The 15,202-nt window shown below is 66.1% G+C and carries 13 protein-coding genes; 4 read left to right on the top strand and 9 right to left on the bottom strand.

Annotated features, from left to right (window positions below):
- Positions 1-13: 13 nt before the first annotated feature.
- Positions 14-1,252, top strand: a complete 1,239-nt coding sequence (locus AT699_RS29410; protein ID WP_006389828.1) for an NAD(P)/FAD-dependent oxidoreductase — start codon at positions 14-16, stop codon at positions 1,250-1,252.
- A gap of 82 nt (positions 1,253-1,334) precedes the next feature.
- Here AT699_RS29410 and AT699_RS29405 read toward each other — a convergent pair whose 3' ends face one another.
- From AT699_RS29405 to AT699_RS29370, 7 genes are all read right to left on the bottom strand, one after another.
- Positions 1,335-2,603 carry a phenylacetate--CoA ligase family protein gene (locus AT699_RS29405; protein ID WP_024070680.1) on the bottom strand — a complete coding sequence of 423 codons (1,269 nt, stop codon included), beginning with the start codon at positions 2,601-2,603 and terminating at the stop codon, positions 1,335-1,337.
- Positions 2,604-2,685: 82 nt separating this feature from the next.
- Positions 2,686-3,528, bottom strand: a complete 843-nt coding sequence (locus AT699_RS29400; protein ID WP_024070679.1) for an ABC transporter ATP-binding protein — start codon at positions 3,526-3,528, stop codon at positions 2,686-2,688.
- A gap of 58 nt (positions 3,529-3,586) precedes the next feature.
- Positions 3,587-4,927 carry an ABC transporter substrate-binding protein gene (locus tag AT699_RS29395; RefSeq protein WP_024070678.1) on the bottom strand — a complete coding sequence of 447 codons (1,341 nt, stop codon included), beginning with the start codon at positions 4,925-4,927 and terminating at the stop codon, positions 3,587-3,589.
- A 226-nt stretch (positions 4,928-5,153) separates the two neighbouring features.
- The gene (locus tag AT699_RS29385; RefSeq protein ID WP_006389832.1) at positions 5,154-6,218 is read right to left on the bottom strand and encodes a branched-chain amino acid ABC transporter permease; all 1,065 of its coding nucleotides are present in this window, start codon (positions 6,216-6,218) and stop codon (positions 5,154-5,156) included.
- Positions 6,219-6,242: 24 nt separating this feature from the next.
- Positions 6,243-7,172, bottom strand: a complete 930-nt coding sequence (locus tag AT699_RS29380) for a branched-chain amino acid ABC transporter permease (RefSeq protein WP_006389833.1) — start codon at positions 7,170-7,172, stop codon at positions 6,243-6,245.
- 10 nt (positions 7,173-7,182) lie between these two features.
- A complete protein-coding gene (locus AT699_RS29375) occupies positions 7,183-8,079 on the bottom strand; it encodes an ABC transporter ATP-binding protein (protein WP_020925956.1) in 897 nt (298 codons plus the stop codon).
- A gap of 5 nt (positions 8,080-8,084) precedes the next feature.
- On the bottom strand, positions 8,085-10,061 hold the full coding sequence (locus AT699_RS29370; RefSeq protein ID WP_024070676.1) for an AMP-dependent synthetase/ligase: 1,977 nt from the start codon (positions 10,059-10,061) through the stop codon (positions 8,085-8,087).
- A 169-nt stretch (positions 10,062-10,230) separates the two neighbouring features.
- On the opposite strand from AT699_RS29370, the gene AT699_RS29365 reads away from it, so the two are divergent.
- The 3 genes from AT699_RS29365 to AT699_RS29355 all read left to right on the top strand — a co-directional run bounded on the left by AT699_RS29365 (position 10,231) and on the right by AT699_RS29355 (position 12,060).
- Positions 10,231-10,938: a Crp/Fnr family transcriptional regulator gene (locus AT699_RS29365; protein WP_006389836.1), complete on the top strand. Its 708-nt coding sequence runs from the start codon at positions 10,231-10,233 to the stop codon at positions 10,936-10,938.
- 79 nt (positions 10,939-11,017) lie between these two features.
- The gene (locus AT699_RS29360) at positions 11,018-11,479 is read left to right on the top strand and encodes a MarR family winged helix-turn-helix transcriptional regulator (protein ID WP_006389837.1); all 462 of its coding nucleotides are present in this window, start codon (positions 11,018-11,020) and stop codon (positions 11,477-11,479) included.
- A 152-nt stretch (positions 11,480-11,631) separates the two neighbouring features.
- A complete protein-coding gene (locus AT699_RS29355; RefSeq protein WP_024070675.1) occupies positions 11,632-12,060 on the top strand; it encodes an organic hydroperoxide resistance protein in 429 nt (142 codons plus the stop codon).
- Positions 12,061-12,537: 477 nt separating this feature from the next.
- Here AT699_RS29355 and AT699_RS29350 read toward each other — a convergent pair whose 3' ends face one another.
- Entirely contained in the window at positions 12,538-13,260 is a 723-nt protein-coding gene (locus tag AT699_RS29350) for an ABC transporter ATP-binding protein (RefSeq protein ID WP_006389839.1), read from the bottom strand.
- A gap of 16 nt (positions 13,261-13,276) precedes the next feature.
- A complete protein-coding gene (locus AT699_RS29345) occupies positions 13,277-15,199 on the bottom strand; it encodes a branched-chain amino acid ABC transporter ATP-binding protein/permease (protein ID WP_006389840.1) in 1,923 nt (640 codons plus the stop codon).
- Between the last annotated feature and the right edge of the window lie 3 nt (positions 15,200-15,202).

The following is a 15,202-nucleotide window of genomic DNA, read 5'->3' as shown; positions in this document are numbered from 1 at the left end:
CAGGGAGACAAGCATGCAGACGGCAGCACAGGCGCAGCGCGATTTCGATGTGGTGGTGGTCGGGGGCGGTTCAGCGGGCATCGGCGTGACCGCCAGCCTGCTGCGGCGGCGCCCGGACCTGCGCATCGCGGTCATCGAGCCCAGCGACAAGCACTACTATCAGCCGGCCTGGACGCTGGTCGGCGGTGGCGCGTTCGATGTGGCCAAGACCGTGCGGCCGACAAGGGCGGTGATGCCGGGCCGCGCTACCTGGCTGCAGGCCGCGGCGGCCGGTTTCGAACCCGAGGCCAATCAGGTCCGGCTGGCGGATGGAAGCGCCGTCAGCTATCAGCAATTGATCGTGTGTCCGGGCCTGCGCCTGGCCTGGGACAAGGTCGAGGGCCTGTCGGAAACGCTGGGCCGCAATGGCGTCAGTTCCAACTACCGCTTCGACCTGGCGCCCTACACCTGGGAACTGGTGCGCGGCCTGAAAGGCGGCAAGGCGCTGTTCACGCAGCCGGCCATGCCGATCAAGTGCGCCGGCGCGCCGCAGAAGGCGATGTACCTGGCGTGCGACCACTGGCGCCGCAGCGGCGTGCTGGATCGCATCGATGTCGAATTCGACCTGGCCGGCGCGGTGCTGTTCGGCGTGCCGACCTTCGTGCCGCCGCTGATGCGCTATGTGGAAAGCTACGGCATTTCGCTGGCGTTCAATTCGGCGCTGGTGGCGGTGGACGGCCCGGCGCGCAAGGCCTGGTTCGACGTCAAGGACGCCGAGGGGGCGGTGACCCGTGTCGAGAAGTCATTCGACATGCTGCACGCGGTGCCGCCGCAGGTGCCGCACGAATTTCTGCGCCACAGCGCGCTGGCGGATGCGGCGGGCTGGTGCGAGGTCGACCCGGCCACGCTGCGCCATGTGCGCTACGACAATATCTTCGGGCTGGGCGATGGCATCAGCACCACCAACGCCAAGACCGCGGCGGCGGCGCGCAAGCAGATCGTCACGGTGGCCGAGAACCTGCTGGCGGTGCGCGAAGGGCATGCGCTGCCGGTCACGTACGACGGCTACGGCTCGTGCCCGCTGACGGTCGAGCGCGGCCGCATCGTGCTGGCCGAGTTCGGCTATGGCGGCAAGCTGCTGCCCACGTTCCCGCTGGACCCGACCGTGCCGCGCAAGAGCGCCTGGTTCCTGAAGGCGACGATGCTGCCGTGGATCTACTGGAACGGCATGCTCAAGGGCCGCGAGTGGCTGGCCCGCCCGCTGGGCAATTGAATCCGCCGCGGCATCGAAAGAGGCGGTGCCGCGCCCGGGCTTTGCCGGTCCCGGGCGCGCGCCTTTCTTCTTCTTATCCTTGTTATTCGTAGGTGCGGATGTCGTCGATGACCTTGCCGTCGTTTGGCAGGGAGCCGGCCTCGGCCCATTCGACGTCGCTGCGCAGCTTGGTCACGTCGCGCACCGATTCGGCGATGCGGGCGCCCAGGTCTTCGCCGCGCACGCGTGATTCCACGCGCAGCACCATCTTGTCCGAACCGGTGGTGCCGCTGATCACCAGGCGTGCCCGCAGGATTTCCGGATGGCGGCGCACCACGTCGGCCACCTGCGAGGGATGCACGAACATGCCGCGCACCTTCGTCGTCTGGTCGGCGCGTCCCATCCAGCCCTTGATGCGGGTGTTGGTGCGGCCGCAGGGCGAGATGCCCGGCATCACCGCCGACAGGTCGCCGGTGCCGAAGCGCACCAGCGGGTAGTCGGGGTTCAGCGTGGTGACCACGACTTCGCCCACTTCGCCATCGGGCACCGGTTCGCCGGTGCCGGGGCGCACGATCTCGACGATGATGTCCTCGCCCAGCACCAGGCCCTGGCGCGCCGGCGTCTCGAAAGCGATCATGCCCAGGTCGGCGCTGCCGTAGGCCTGGTAGCCCTCGATGCCGCGCGCGGCCAGCCAGTCGCGCAGCGACGGCGGGAAGGCTTCGCCGGACACCAGGGCGCGGCGCAGCGAATCCAGTTTCACGCCGAGCTCGTCGGCCTTTTCCAGGATGATCTTCAGGAAGCTGGGGGTGCCGGTGTAGCCGCTGGGCGCCAGGTCCTGGATGGCGCGCACCTGCTGTTCGGTCTGGCCCGTGCCGCCAGGAAACACGGTGCAGCCGACGGCATGGGCGGCGGTTTCCATCATCGAGCCGGCCGGCGTGAAGTGGTAGGAGAAGCAGTTGTAGGCCAGCTCGCCGGCGCGAAAGCCCGCGGCGTACAGCGCGCGGGCAAAGCGCCAGTAGTCGGCGCGGGCGCTTTCGGGTTCGTAGATCGGGCCGGGCGAGGCGAACACGCGCATGGCTTCGCCCCAGCCGATGGCCGAGAAGCCGCCGAAGGCCTTTTGCGGTCCGGCCGGTTGCGCGGCCTGTTCGCGGCAGTGCTGCTGGCGTTCCAGCAGCTCGTGCTTGCGCAGCACCGGCAGGCGCGCCAGCGCGGCGCGCGAGGTGACCGTGGCGGGGTCGATGCCGCGCAGCTGCTCGGCAATGGCCGGCGCGCGGGCGATGGCGCGGGCGATGGCGCCGGGCAGGGCCGCCATCAGGTCGCGCTCGCGTTGCTCGGGCGCTCGGGTTTCCAGGACATCGAAAAACTCGGACATGGGATAGCACCCTCTCGTGTGCCGTACTGCGGTGTCGTTGCCGGCGGCGAGCCGGACCGCGCCGGCGTCGCCGCTCCAGGGATCAGGCCAGCCAGCGTTTGCGGCGGCGGTAGAACTTGTTGTCGCGGAAACTCTTGCGCTCGCCGCTGGAAATGCCCAGGTAGAACTCTTTCACGTCCTCGTTCTGGGCCAGGTCCTGCGCCGCGCCGTCCATCATCACGCGGCCGTTCTCCAGGATGTAGCCGTAGTCGGCGTAGCGCAGCGCGATGTTGGTGTTCTGTTCGGCCAGCAGGAAGCTGACGCGCTCGCGCTGGTTCAGGTCGCGCACGATCTCGAAGATCTCCTCGACGATCTGCGGCGCCAGTCCCATGGACGGCTCGTCCAGCAGGATCATGTTGGGGTTGGCCATCAACGCGCGGCCGATGGCGGTCATCTGTTGTTCGCCGCCCGAGGTGTAGCCGGCCTGGCTGGATCGGCGCTGCTTCAGGCGCGGGAAATACTGGTAGACGCGGTCCAGCGCCGCGCTGGTGTCGCCGCGGCCGAGGTCGCGGGTGTAGGCGCCCGTCAGCAGGTTCTCTTCGATGGTGAGGTGGGCGAAGCAATGGCGGCCCTCCATCACCTGAACCACGCCGCGCTTGACCAGTTCGGCCGGCGACAGCTTTTCGATGCGCTGGTCGCGGTACTGGATGTGGCCCTTGGTGACGTCGCCGCGCTCGCCCTTGAGCAGGTTCGAGATGGCGCGCAACGTGGTGGTCTTGCCGGCGCCGTTGGCGCCCAGCAGGGCCACGATCTTGCCTTCCGGCACCTGCAGGGACACGCCTTTGAGCACCAGGATGACGTGGTTGTAGATCACCTCGATGCCGTTCACATCGAGCAGCACCTTGGGGGTGTCGGCGGTAGTAGCGGTAGTGGTTGCTGCGGTCATGGCGGTTCCTGCGGCTTGGTGGCGGCCGACGCCCTGGGGCGCCGGCCGCCGGTTCACATCAGTTCTCGCAAGTGCGGGGCGTGATGTTCTTTTCCTTGGCGTACTTCGCCGCGGCTTCCTTCACCATCGGGTCCAGCAGGGCCTTGTCGGCCTGGTACCAGTCCGAGACGACCTTGAACTTGGCGCCGTCCCACTGCACGATGCGGGCCCAGTCGTCACCCTTGTGGTTGCTGCAAGAGGTCTTGACCGGACGCATGATCTGGCCGAAGCCGAGCTGGTTCAGGCGTTCCTGCGTCAGGTTCAGGTTCTCGAAGCCCCAGCGCACCTGGTCGGGCGTGAGCGCCTTGCCCTTGCCGAACTTCTCCTGCGCGGTGCGGATCGCTTCGACCTGCAGCATCGAGATCATCATGCCGCGGGTGTGGGCGATGGTGCCGAGCGTGGTCTTGCCCGTCTTGTCCGAACCCTGGCCCTTGTCGTAGACGTACTTCTTCAGATCGTCATAGACCTTGTCGTGGTCGGCGCCGCTGTTGTGGATGGTGATGGCGTTGTAGCCCTTGGCGACATCGCCCAGGTCCTTGACGTCGCCTTCGGAGCCGGCCCACCAGATCGCGTACATCTTGTCGCGCGGGTAGCCGCTGGCCTGGGCTTCGCGGATGGCGGTGGGCGTCATGATGCCCGCGCTCCACAGCAGCACATAGGCCGGGCGCGCCTGGCGGATCTGCAGCCAGGTGGACTTCTGTTCCACGCCGGGGGCGGTCACCGGATACAGCAGCAGCTCGAAGCCTTCCTTGGCGGCGCGCTTCTGCAGCAGCGGGATCGGTTCCTTGCCGTAGGGCGAGTCGTGGTAGACCAGGGCGATCTTCTTGCCCTTGAGCTTGTCCATGCCGCCTTCTTTCTTGGCGATGTCCTGGATCATCACGTCGGCGGCGGTCCAGTAGGTGCCCAGCAGCGGGAAGTTCCACTCGAACACGCTGCCGTCGACCGATTGCGACAGGCCGTAGCCCATCGTCTCGACCGGCACCTTGTCCACCATGGCCTTGTCGCTGACCGCGAAGGTGATGCCGGTCGATTGCGTGTCGAAGCCCGAGGCGCCGGTGCCCTTGCCCTTCAGGCGTTCGTAGCACTCGACGCCGCGGTCGGTGGCGTAGGCGGTTTCGCATTCCTCGTAGGTGATCTTGACGCCGTTGACACCGCCGTCGCGTTCGTTGACCAGCTTCAGGTAGTCCAGCTTGCCGTCGGCCCAGGGAATGCCCAGCGGCGCGAACGACCCAGTCCGGTACACCAGCAACGGAACGAACTGCTCTTCCGCCGCCATTGCCGGCGTGGCCACGGCGCCCACGGCGCCGGCTGCGGCCACCAAGGCTGCAGCCAACTTCAGGTTAAGACGCTTCATCTCCATTTACCTCCTGCGTGGTGTTTGGGTCATAAACCCTCGGACACCGGGGTTGGCCCGGTCTGGAGCCGGGTATTCAGGATGTCGGTCGTGGCGCGGATACCGCTACTACCGACGATGATCACAACGGGAGCCGCACCATCCGGGCCGCGGCGGATCCGGCTTTGCCGGTCCCCAGCGGCGCCCCCTTGAGGGGGGAAGCGCCTCAGGCGCTTCGGGGGTGGGCCCATCATTAGTGGGGGAAGGGCCAGATGCGGAGCTTTTCCTTGCCGATGCTCCACAACCGCGCCAGCCCGTGCGGCTCGGCGATCAGGAAGAACACGATCAGCGCGCCGAACACCATGTGCTCGACGTGCGCGGCGGTGTCCACCGACAGCGACAGGCCCAGCATGTGCGGCACGTTGGTCAGCGCCACCGGCACCAGCACGATGAAGGCCGCGCCAAAGAAGCTGCCGATGATGGAGCCCAGGCCGCCAATGATGACCATGAACAGCAGCTGGAACGAACGCGTCAGGTCGAAGGCCAGCGGCTCCCACGAGCCCAGGTGGATGTAGCCCCACAGCGCGCCGGCCACGCCGACGATGAACGAGCTGACCGCGAACGCGGTGAGCTTGGCGTACATCGGGCGGATGCCGATGACCGAGGCGGCCACGTCCATGTCGCGGATCGCCATCCACTGGCGGCCGATGGCGCCGCGCACCAGGTTCTTGGCCAGCAGGCTGAAGACCACCACCAGGATCAGCACGAACAGGTACTTTTCCAGCGCGCTCTGCACCGGCAGCCCGAAGGCGGTCAGCGGCGGCACCGAGACGTTGCCCGACGAAGAGTAGTTGGTGAAGAACGGAATGCGCAGGAACGCCCAGTCGACGAAGAACTGCGCCGCCAGCGTGGCCACGGCCAGGTACAGGCCGCGGATGCGCAGGCTGGGAATGCCGAAGATGACGCCGACGATGGTGGCAAAGCACCCGCCCAGCAGGATCTGGACGATCAGCGGCATGCCCGGGAAGCGCACGCCGAAGTTCCAGGCGGCATACGCGCCCACCGCCATGAAGGCGCCCGTGCCCAGCGAGATCTGGCCGCAGTAGCCCACCAGGATGTTCAGGCCGACGGCGGCCAGCGACAGGATCAGGAACGGAATCAGGATGGCGCGCAGCAGGTAGTCGCTGGACAGCGCCGGGATGGCGATGAACGCCACCGCCAGCAGCAGCCAGATGAAGACGCGGTCCTGGCGGATCGGGAAGATCTGCTGGTCGGCGCGATAGCTGGTCTTGAATTGGCCGTTTTCGCGATAGAACATGTTTGTATCCCAGAGTGCCTGCGGTCAGACGCGGTCGATGATCTTCTCGCCGAACAGCCCTTGCGGACGGAACAGCAGGAACACCAGCGCCAGCACATAGGCGAACCAGATTTCGATGCCGCCGCCCACCAGCGACCCCAGGTAGACCTCGGACAGCTTTTCGCCCACGCCGATGATCAGGCCGCCGAGAATGGCGCCCGGCACCGAGGTCAGGCCGCCCAGGATCACCACCGGCAGCGCCCGCAGCGCCGCGGTCGAGAGCGTGAACTGCACGCCGAACTTGGAGCCCCAGATGATGCCGGCCACCAGCGCCACCAGGCCGGCGACGCTCCAGACGATGACCCAGATGCGGTTCAGCGGAATGCCGATGGACTGCGCCGCCTGGTGGTCGTCCGCCACCGCGCGCAGGGCGCGGCCGGTGGAGGTGAACTGGAAGAACAGCGCCAGCGCCGCCACCAGCAGTGCGGCGATGACGGCGGCGGTCAGGTCTTCGAGGTTGATGAGCAGGCCGCCTTCGAACACCGAGTCCAGGATCATCAACGGGTCTTTCGGCATGCCGACGTTGATGGAATAGACCGAGCTGCCGAACGCGATCTGGCCCAGGCCGTCAAGGAAATAACTGATGCCCAGCGTGGCCATGAGCAGCGTGGTGGCTTCCTGGTTGACCAGGTGGCGCAGCACGAAACGCTCGATCGCCACCGCCAGCAGGAACATCACGATGGCGCTGACGATGAACGCCAGCACGTTGGCCAGGATCATGTTTTCGAAGCCGAACCAGCGCGGTAGCCACTCCGAGAAGCGCGCCATCGACAACGCCGCCACCAGCACCATGGCGCCCTGGGCGAAGTTGAACACGCCCGACGCCTTGAAGATCAGCACGAAGCCCAGGCCGATCAGGGCGTACAGCATGCCGCTCATCAGGCCGCCGAACAAGGTTTCCAGAAAAAATCCCATCATTCGCCCCTTAAGTCCGTGCAGCCAGTGAGTTTTCTCCCTCCCCCTCGGGGGGAGGGTTAGGGGCGGGGGCTGTTGCCTGCGCTTCGGCGTCCTTGGTGACGGCGGCTTCGCCGCCGACGCCAAGGTACGCTCGGATGACGTCTTCGTTGGCGCGCACCTCATCGGGCTTGCCGTCGCCGATCTTCTTGCCGTAGTCCAGCACCACCACGCGGTCGGAGATGTCCATGACCACGCCCATGTCGTGCTCGATCAGCACGATGGTGGTGCCGAATTCGTCGTTCACGTCGAGGATGAAGCGGCTCATGTCCTGCTTCTCCTCGATGTTCATGCCGGCCATCGGCTCGTCCAGCAGCAGCAGGCGCGGCTCCATGGCCAGCGCGCGGCCCAGGTCGACGCGCTTTTGCAGGCCGTAGGGCAGGCGTCCCACCGGGGTCTTGCGGTAGGCCTGGATTTCGAGGAAGTCGATGATGTTCTCGACGAACTGGCGGTGCTCGATCTCTTCGCGTTCGGCGGCGCCCAGGCGGAAGGCCTGCGCCAGCAGCCCGCACTTCATGCGCAGGTTGCGGCCGGTCATGATGTTGTCCAGCACGCTCATGCCCTTGAACAGGGCCAGGTTCTGGAAAGTGCGGGCGATGCCCATTTCGGCGGCGCGGCGCGGATTCATGCGCGAGAAGCGCTCGCCGCGAAACTCGATGCCGCCCTGCTGCGGCGTGTAGACGCCGTTGATGACGTTCAGCATCGAACTCTTGCCCGCGCCGTTGGGGCCGATGATGGCGCGGATCTCGTGCTCGCGCACGTTGAAGGAAATGTCCGTCAGCGCCTTGACGCCGCCGAAGGACAGCGAGATGTTCTGCATGTCCAGCATCACGTCGCCGATGCGCTGGTCGCGGTCGTTGTTGCTCATGGTCTCTACGCGGCTCGGGCGGTGATGGCGGGGAACGTCTTGACCGGGCGGATCTTCAGGTCGGCGGCGATCTTGCCGCTGCGGCCGTCCTCGAACTTCACTTCGGTTTCGATGTACTGGGACTGCTTGCCTTCGAACAGGGCGTCGATCAGCACGCCATACTTCTGCGCGATGAAGGCGCGCCGCACCTTGCGGGTGCGCGTCAGTTCGTCGTCATCCGGATCCAGTTCCTTGTGCAGGATCAGGAAGCGGCTGATCTGCGAGGCCGACAGCTTCGGATCGGTGGCCAGGTCGGCATTGACCTGTTCGACGCAATCGGCGATGAGCTGGTAGACCTCGTCCTTGCCCGCCAGGTCGGTATAGCCGGCGTAGGGCAGGCCGCGGCGCTCGGCCCAGTTGCCCACGGCTTCCAGGTCGATGTTGATGAAGGCGCACACGTCCTGGCGGCCGGCGCCGAACGCCACCGCCTCCTTGATGTGCGGGAAGAACTTGAGCTTGTTCTCCAGGTACTTGGGCGCGAACAGGCTGCCGTCGGCCAGCTTGCCGACGTCCTTGGCGCGGTCGATGATCTTGAGCTGGCCGTCGGTGTCCAGGTAGCCCGCGTCGCCCGTGTGGAACCAGCCGTCGGCGCTGCGCGCTTCCTGCGTGGCGTCCGGGTTGCGGTAGTACTCCTTGAACAGGCCGGGGCTCTTGACCAGGATCTCGCCGTTGTCGGCCACGCGGATCTCCACGCCGGCCACCGGCGGGCCGACGGTGTCGTCGCGCACCTGGCCGTCCGGCTGCACGCAGACGAACACCGACGTTTCGGTGGAGCCGTACAGCTGCTTGAGGTTGATGCCGATGGAGCGGTAGAACACGAACAGGTCGGGGCCAATCGCCTCGCCGGCGGTGTAGGCCACGCGCACGCGGCTCATGCCCAGCGCATTGCGCAGCGGGCCGTAGATCAGCACGTTGCCCAGCGCGTAGCGCAGGCGGTCCCAGGCGTTGACGGATTCGCCGTCCAGGATGCGGGTGCCGACGCGGCGCGCCAGTTTCATGCAGGCATGGAACAGCTTGCGCTTGAGGTAGCCGGCGTCCTCCATGCGGATCATCACATGGGTCAGCAGGCCTTCCAGCACGCGCGGCGGCGCGAAGTAGTAGGTGGGCCCGATGTCGCGCATGTCGATCGAGACCGTGTCGGGCGACTCCGGATGATTCACCGTGAAGCCCGTGACCAGCAACTGCGTGTACGAGAACATGTTCTGCCCGATCCAGGCCGGCGGCAGGTAGGCCAGCACGTCCTCGCGGTCGGTCAGGTTTTCCATTTCGGACACGGCGCGGGCGCGGTCGATCAGCGCATGGTGCGTCAGCACCACCCCCTTGGGCTTGCCGGTGGTGCCGGAGGTATAGAACATCGCCGCCGCGTCTTGCGGCTGCACCGCGGCCACCGCGCGGGCGAAGAAGTCGGGATGCTGCGCGGCGTAGTCGCGGCCGATCTCCTCGAGCCGGTCATAGGACAGCAGCATCGCATCGGTGTAGTGGCGCAGGCCGCGCGGATCGTCATAGACCACGTGCTCGAGCGCGGGGCATTGCTCGCGCACTTCCAGCATCTTGTCGACCTGTTCCTGGTCCTCGACCACCGCGACGCTGATCTCGGCGTCCTGCAGCACGTAGACCATTTCCTGGGCCACGGCATCCTGGTAGAGCGGCACGGGGATGGCGCCGAGCGATTGCGCGGCCATCATGGCCATGTACAGGCGCGGGCGGTTCTCGCCGATCACGGCCACGTGCATGCCGGGCTGGATGCCCAGCGACGCGAGTCCGTGGGCGACCTGGCGCACGTGCTCCGCCACTTGCGACCAGGTAAGGGTTTGCCAGATACCCAGGTCTTTCTCACGTATGGCGGGCCGCGACCCGCGTACGTCGGCATGCGCGAACAGCAGCGCTGGAAAGGTGTCCAGCGCCGCCGGCATCTGTGCGGATGCGGGCGATGAATGTGCCACGTTGTCTCCTCCGGTTTGGGCGCATCGCGCCCGCTGCCGCGAGACGCGGCGCGCGAGAGGTTGCGCTTGACCAGTTGGTTTTAGATTTACGGCAGGAGTTAAGGTATAAGGTTGGGTTGCTACCAACTGTCACCATCGCGACATTCAAGGAACTTTTAGGGTATTCCCGATGCAGCTATCCGACTCCCTGCAACTGGCCGCGGCCTGGTTTCGCGTACTCGACGCCGAGCAGCAAGCGCGCGTCGAGCGAGACCTGTCCGTGCAGCAGGTTGCCGCCGGGTCGATCATAGAGCGCAAAGGCGAACTCGCCCAGGCTTGGATCGGCGTGCTGGCCGGCCTGGTGAAGGTGTCGGTGGGAAATGCCGAAGGCAAGGTTGCGTCGCTGACCGGCGTGCCCGCCGGCGGCTGGATCGGCGAAGGCTCGCTGCTCAAGCGTGAAGTCCGCAAGTACGACATCGTGGCGCTGCGCGATTCCGTCGTCGCCCGCCTGCCGGCCGCCACCTTCGACTGGCTGCTGGACACAAGCATCCCCTTCAACCGCTACCTGCTGCACCAGTTGAACGAGCGCGTCGCCCAGTTCATCGGCAAGGCCGAATACGATCGCCTGCTGGATCCGGACGCCCGGGTGGCGCGCTGCCTGGCGGAACTGTTCAATCCGCTGCTGTACCCGGGCATGGGCATGCGCCTGACCATCACGCAGGAAGAGGTCGGCTACCTGGCGCGGGTCTCGCGCCAGCGCGCCAACCAGGCGCTGCGCAAGCTGGAAGAGGCCGGGCTGCTGAACGTCGAGTATGGCGCCGTGCGGGTGCTGGACCTGGATGGCCTGAAGCTGTACGGCTCCGACCGCGGCGCGCTGGAAGGCGAACACGCCGCCTGAGTCGTGTGATTCGCTGCGGTTACAAAAGTCGGATGAAAAAGTGCTTGACGATAAATAGCGCGCTATTTAATATTGCGCAATGAAATCCAGATCCCAGCCCAAAAGCGCATTCAACCCGCTGCTGCTAGACAGCCAGCTGTGTTTCGCCCTGTACTCGACCTCGCTGGCGATGAACAAGGTGTACCGCAAGCTGCTGCGCGGCCTGGATCTGACGTACCCGCAGTACCTGGTCATGCTGGTGCTGTGGGAACGCGACGAAATCACGGTCACCGACATCGGCGAACGCCTGTTCCTGGACTCGGCCACCCTGACGCCGCTACTCAAGCGGCTGGAAGCGGCGGGCCTGGTTACCCGGACCCGCGCGCAGGACGATGAACGCCAGGTGATCGTCACCTTGACGAAACAAGGGCGCGACCTGCGCAACCAGGCCGAAGCGGTGCCTCACGCCGTCGCCGCCGCGGCCCAGTGCTCGCTGGAAGAGGCGCAGGGCACCATGCGCGCGTTGCACGAATTGCGGGAAAAGCTGGTCAGCAGTCTTTGATTGTTAGTGTTCGAGGCGGATGATGGCAGGTGCTGTCATCCCCGATTAAAAATAGTGCGCTATGAAATTGTGTGCTATTTAATTAGTAAAGGCCGAAGCGGGAAGGGTCCCGCCAGCCTGGCAGTCCAACCTTCATCCAAAAGGAACGCACCATGTCGATCGAAAAAGTCCTGTACCGCGCCCACGCCCACGTCACCGGCGGCCGTGAAGGCACCGGCGTCTCCAGCGACGGCAACCTGAACGTCAAGCTGACCACCCCGAAGGAACTGGGTGGCGCCGGCGCCGCGGGCACCAACCCCGAGCAACTGTTCGCCGTCGGCTATTCGGCCTGCTTCATGGGCGCCATGAAGTTCGTCGCCGGCCGCGACAAGATCGCCATGCCCGCCAACGCCACCATCGACGGCTCGGTCGGCATCGGCCCCATCCCCACCGGTTTCGGCATCGAAGCCGAGCTGAAGATCTCGCTGCCCGGCATGGACCGCGCCGAAGCCGAAAAACTCGTCGCCGCCGCCCACATCGTCTGCCCCTACTCGAACGCCACCCGCGGCAACATCGACGTCACCCTGACCATCACCGTCTAAGCCCAGCGCGCGTCCCGCGCGCCAAAAGCAAAGGCAGGATTGCACCAAGCGCAATCCTGCCTTTTTTCATCCACCCCACTCCAAGAGCAGGCGACCCGCCAAGCCGCTTCCCCCCAGCGCGCAGCGTCATCCGCCAACACACCAAGTCGCGTAAGCCCAAAAAGGCCGCCCGCGCGGCCGCCTTTGGGCGGGCCCTGCAAGATCTTCAGCGAGAACACCCACGGCAAAAGAACGCCAAGCACACGGCTCACCCCAGCAACGCCGGAACCAAAGCAATCGCGAGCACGGCGGGGCGGCGGGCGGTGGCGGGCGGGGCGTGTAGATGCGCCCGAGGGAAACCGTAGGGAGCCGAAGGCGTACGAGGTTGACAACGGGGCAGTCCGGAGCGAAGGCTCCGGACCGCAATCGTAGCCCCGCCCGCCACCGCCCGCCGCCCCGCCGTGCGGCTCAAGAACTCAACCCCATGTCAGCAAAAACTCAATGCGACCCCCCAAGATAAGCCGCCACCACAGCCGGATCATGCTTCAACTTCTCCGCACTCCCATGCACAGAAATCCGCCCGTTCTCCAACACATACCCATAATCCGCGACATTGAGCGCCGCCGCCGCAAACTGCTCGACCAGCAACATCGTCACCCCTTCATCCTTGAGCCGCGCAATGATCCGGAACACCTCCTCCACCAGGATCGGCGCCAACCCCATCGACGGCTCATCCAGCAGCACCAGCTCCGGATTCAGCATCACCGCCCGCGCCATCGCCAGCATCTGCTGTTCGCCGCCCGACAGCGTCCCCGCCAACTGCTCGCGCCGCTCCTTCAGGCGGGGGAACAGATCCATCGCCCGCCCCAGGTCCGCCTGCACGTCACCCTTGGGCCGGCTCCCCGTCAGGCGCGGAAACGCGCCCAGCAGCAGGTTGTCCGTGACGGACAGTGTCGGAAACACCCGCCGTCCTTCCGGCGAATGCGCCAGCCCCAGCCGCGCGATCCGATGCGATTCCAGTCCGTCGATGCGCTTGCCGCCCAGCGTGACCTCGCCCGCGGTCGGCCGGATCATCCCCGACAGCGCCCGCATCGTCGTCGTCTTGCCGGCCCCGTTCGAGCCGATCAACGTCACCACCTTGGCCTTCGGGACCTCCATGCTGATGCCGTGCAGCACCTTCACCTTCCCGTAGCCCGCTTCCAGATTCTTGATCGATAGCATGTTGTCGTCCTTGGCGTCAGGCGGGCGCGCCGCCCAGATACGCCTCGATAACCTTGGCGTTGCTCTGCACTTCATTGGGCAGCCCCTCGGCGATCTTCTGGCCGAAGTCCAGCACCGACACGGTGTCGCACACCCCCATCACCACATCCATGTGGTGCTCGATCAGGATCAGCGTAATGCCGTGGTCGCGCACCTTGCGGATGATCGTCAGCAGCTCGGCGATATCCGGCGCCGTCAGGCCGGCAGCCGGCTCGTCCAGCAGCAGCAATTGCGGGTCCAGCGCCAGCGCGCGGGCGATTTCCAGCAGGCGTTGCTTGCCATAGGGCAGGTTGCGGGCCTCTTCGCTGGCCAGGTCCTCCAACCCCACGAATTCCAGCAGCGCCAGGGCGCGGGCGCGCGCGCCTTGTTCCTCGCCCTTCCACTTCGGCGTGCGCAGCGCGATGCCCGCCAGTCCCGTCGTGAAGGTGTGGTGCAGGCCCACCAGCACGTTCTCCAGCGCCGTCATCTCGCCGAACAGCTGCACGTTCTGGAAGGTGCGGGCGATGCCCGTGGCGGCGATGTCGGCCGGCGCCAGGCCCACCAGTGACTTGCCGCCGAATTCCACCGCGCCCGCCGTGGGCACATAGATGCCCGTCAGCACATTCATCATGGTGCTCTTGCCCGAACCGTTCGGTCCGATCAGCCCATGGATGGTGCCGCGCTTGACCGTCAGGTCGACCTGGTTCAGCGCCTTCAGGCCGCCGAACTGCATCAGCACCTGCTTGGCCGCCAACAGCGTTTCGCCATGGCCCCGCGCCGCGTCGGGCACCGCTTCCTGTTCCTTGACCAGGTCCTTCTTGACCGACAGCGCCGCGCGGCGGGTCGAGAAGAACAGGTTGCGCACGAAGCCGACGATGCCGTCGGGCAGGTAGTACACGACGAACAGGATCATGGCGCCGAAGATCGTCAGGCGCCAGTCGGTCACCGCCTCCAGCCAATACGAGAACACCGCCAGCAGGATGGTGCCGACCACCGGCACCGCCACCCGGCGGGCCTCGGTGCGGCCCTTGGAGATGGCGATCGCGCTGCCCACCGTCACCAGGATCGCCACGCCCAGCGCGATCAGGCGGAAGGTGGCGATGTCGTCCAGCATCTTGGGCAGCAGCACGATGATCGATGCGCCCAGCAGCGCCCCGGTGCGGCTCTTGCGCCCGCCCATGATGATGGCCAGCAGGAACAGGATGGTGAGTTCGAAGTTGTAGGTGTTGGGCGAGATGTACTGCTCGGAGTACGAATACAGCGCGCCCGCCAGGCCGGCGAAGCCGGCGCTGATGACGAAGGCGAACACCTTGTGGCGATAGACCGACACGCCCATGCAGTCCGAGGCGATCGGGCTGTCGCGCAGGGCCTCGAACGAGCGGCCCAGGTGCGATTTGAGGATCCGGTGCACCACGATCAGCGACAGCACCAGCAACGCCGCCACCAGCCAGAAGTACTCGCTCTTGGTCAGGATGTGGCCGCCGATCGACGGCTTGGGGATCTTGATGCCGAGCGGGCCTTCGGTCAGGAAGGTCATCTCGTTGATCAGGATCTGGATGATGGTGCCGAAGGCCAGCGTCACCATCGCCAGGTAGGGTCCGGTGACCCGCAGCGCCGGCAACGCCAGCACCGCGCCGAAAGCCGCCGCGATCAGGATGGCGGCCGGCAGGATCACCCATATCGGCATCTGCAGATGGAAGAACAGCACGCCGGCGACATACGAGCCGATGCCGAACAGGCCGGCATGGCCCAGCGACACCTGGCCGGTGTAGCCCACCACGATATCGAGCCCGAACAGCAGGATCGAATAGATCATGATGGTTTCGATCAGGTGCAGGTAGTACGTGTTGGTCACGCCCAGGGGCACGGCGGCCAGGCAGGCCACCGCCACGATGGAAAGCAGCAGGTGCAGGGGTTTCATCGC

The sequence above is a fragment of the Achromobacter xylosoxidans genome, from assembly GCF_001457475.1.
Lineage (GTDB): Bacteria > Pseudomonadota > Gammaproteobacteria > Burkholderiales > Burkholderiaceae_B > Achromobacter > Achromobacter xylosoxidans.
Note: the sequence above shows the minus strand (reverse complement) of the source record. Positions and strands in the feature narration are given on the sequence as shown.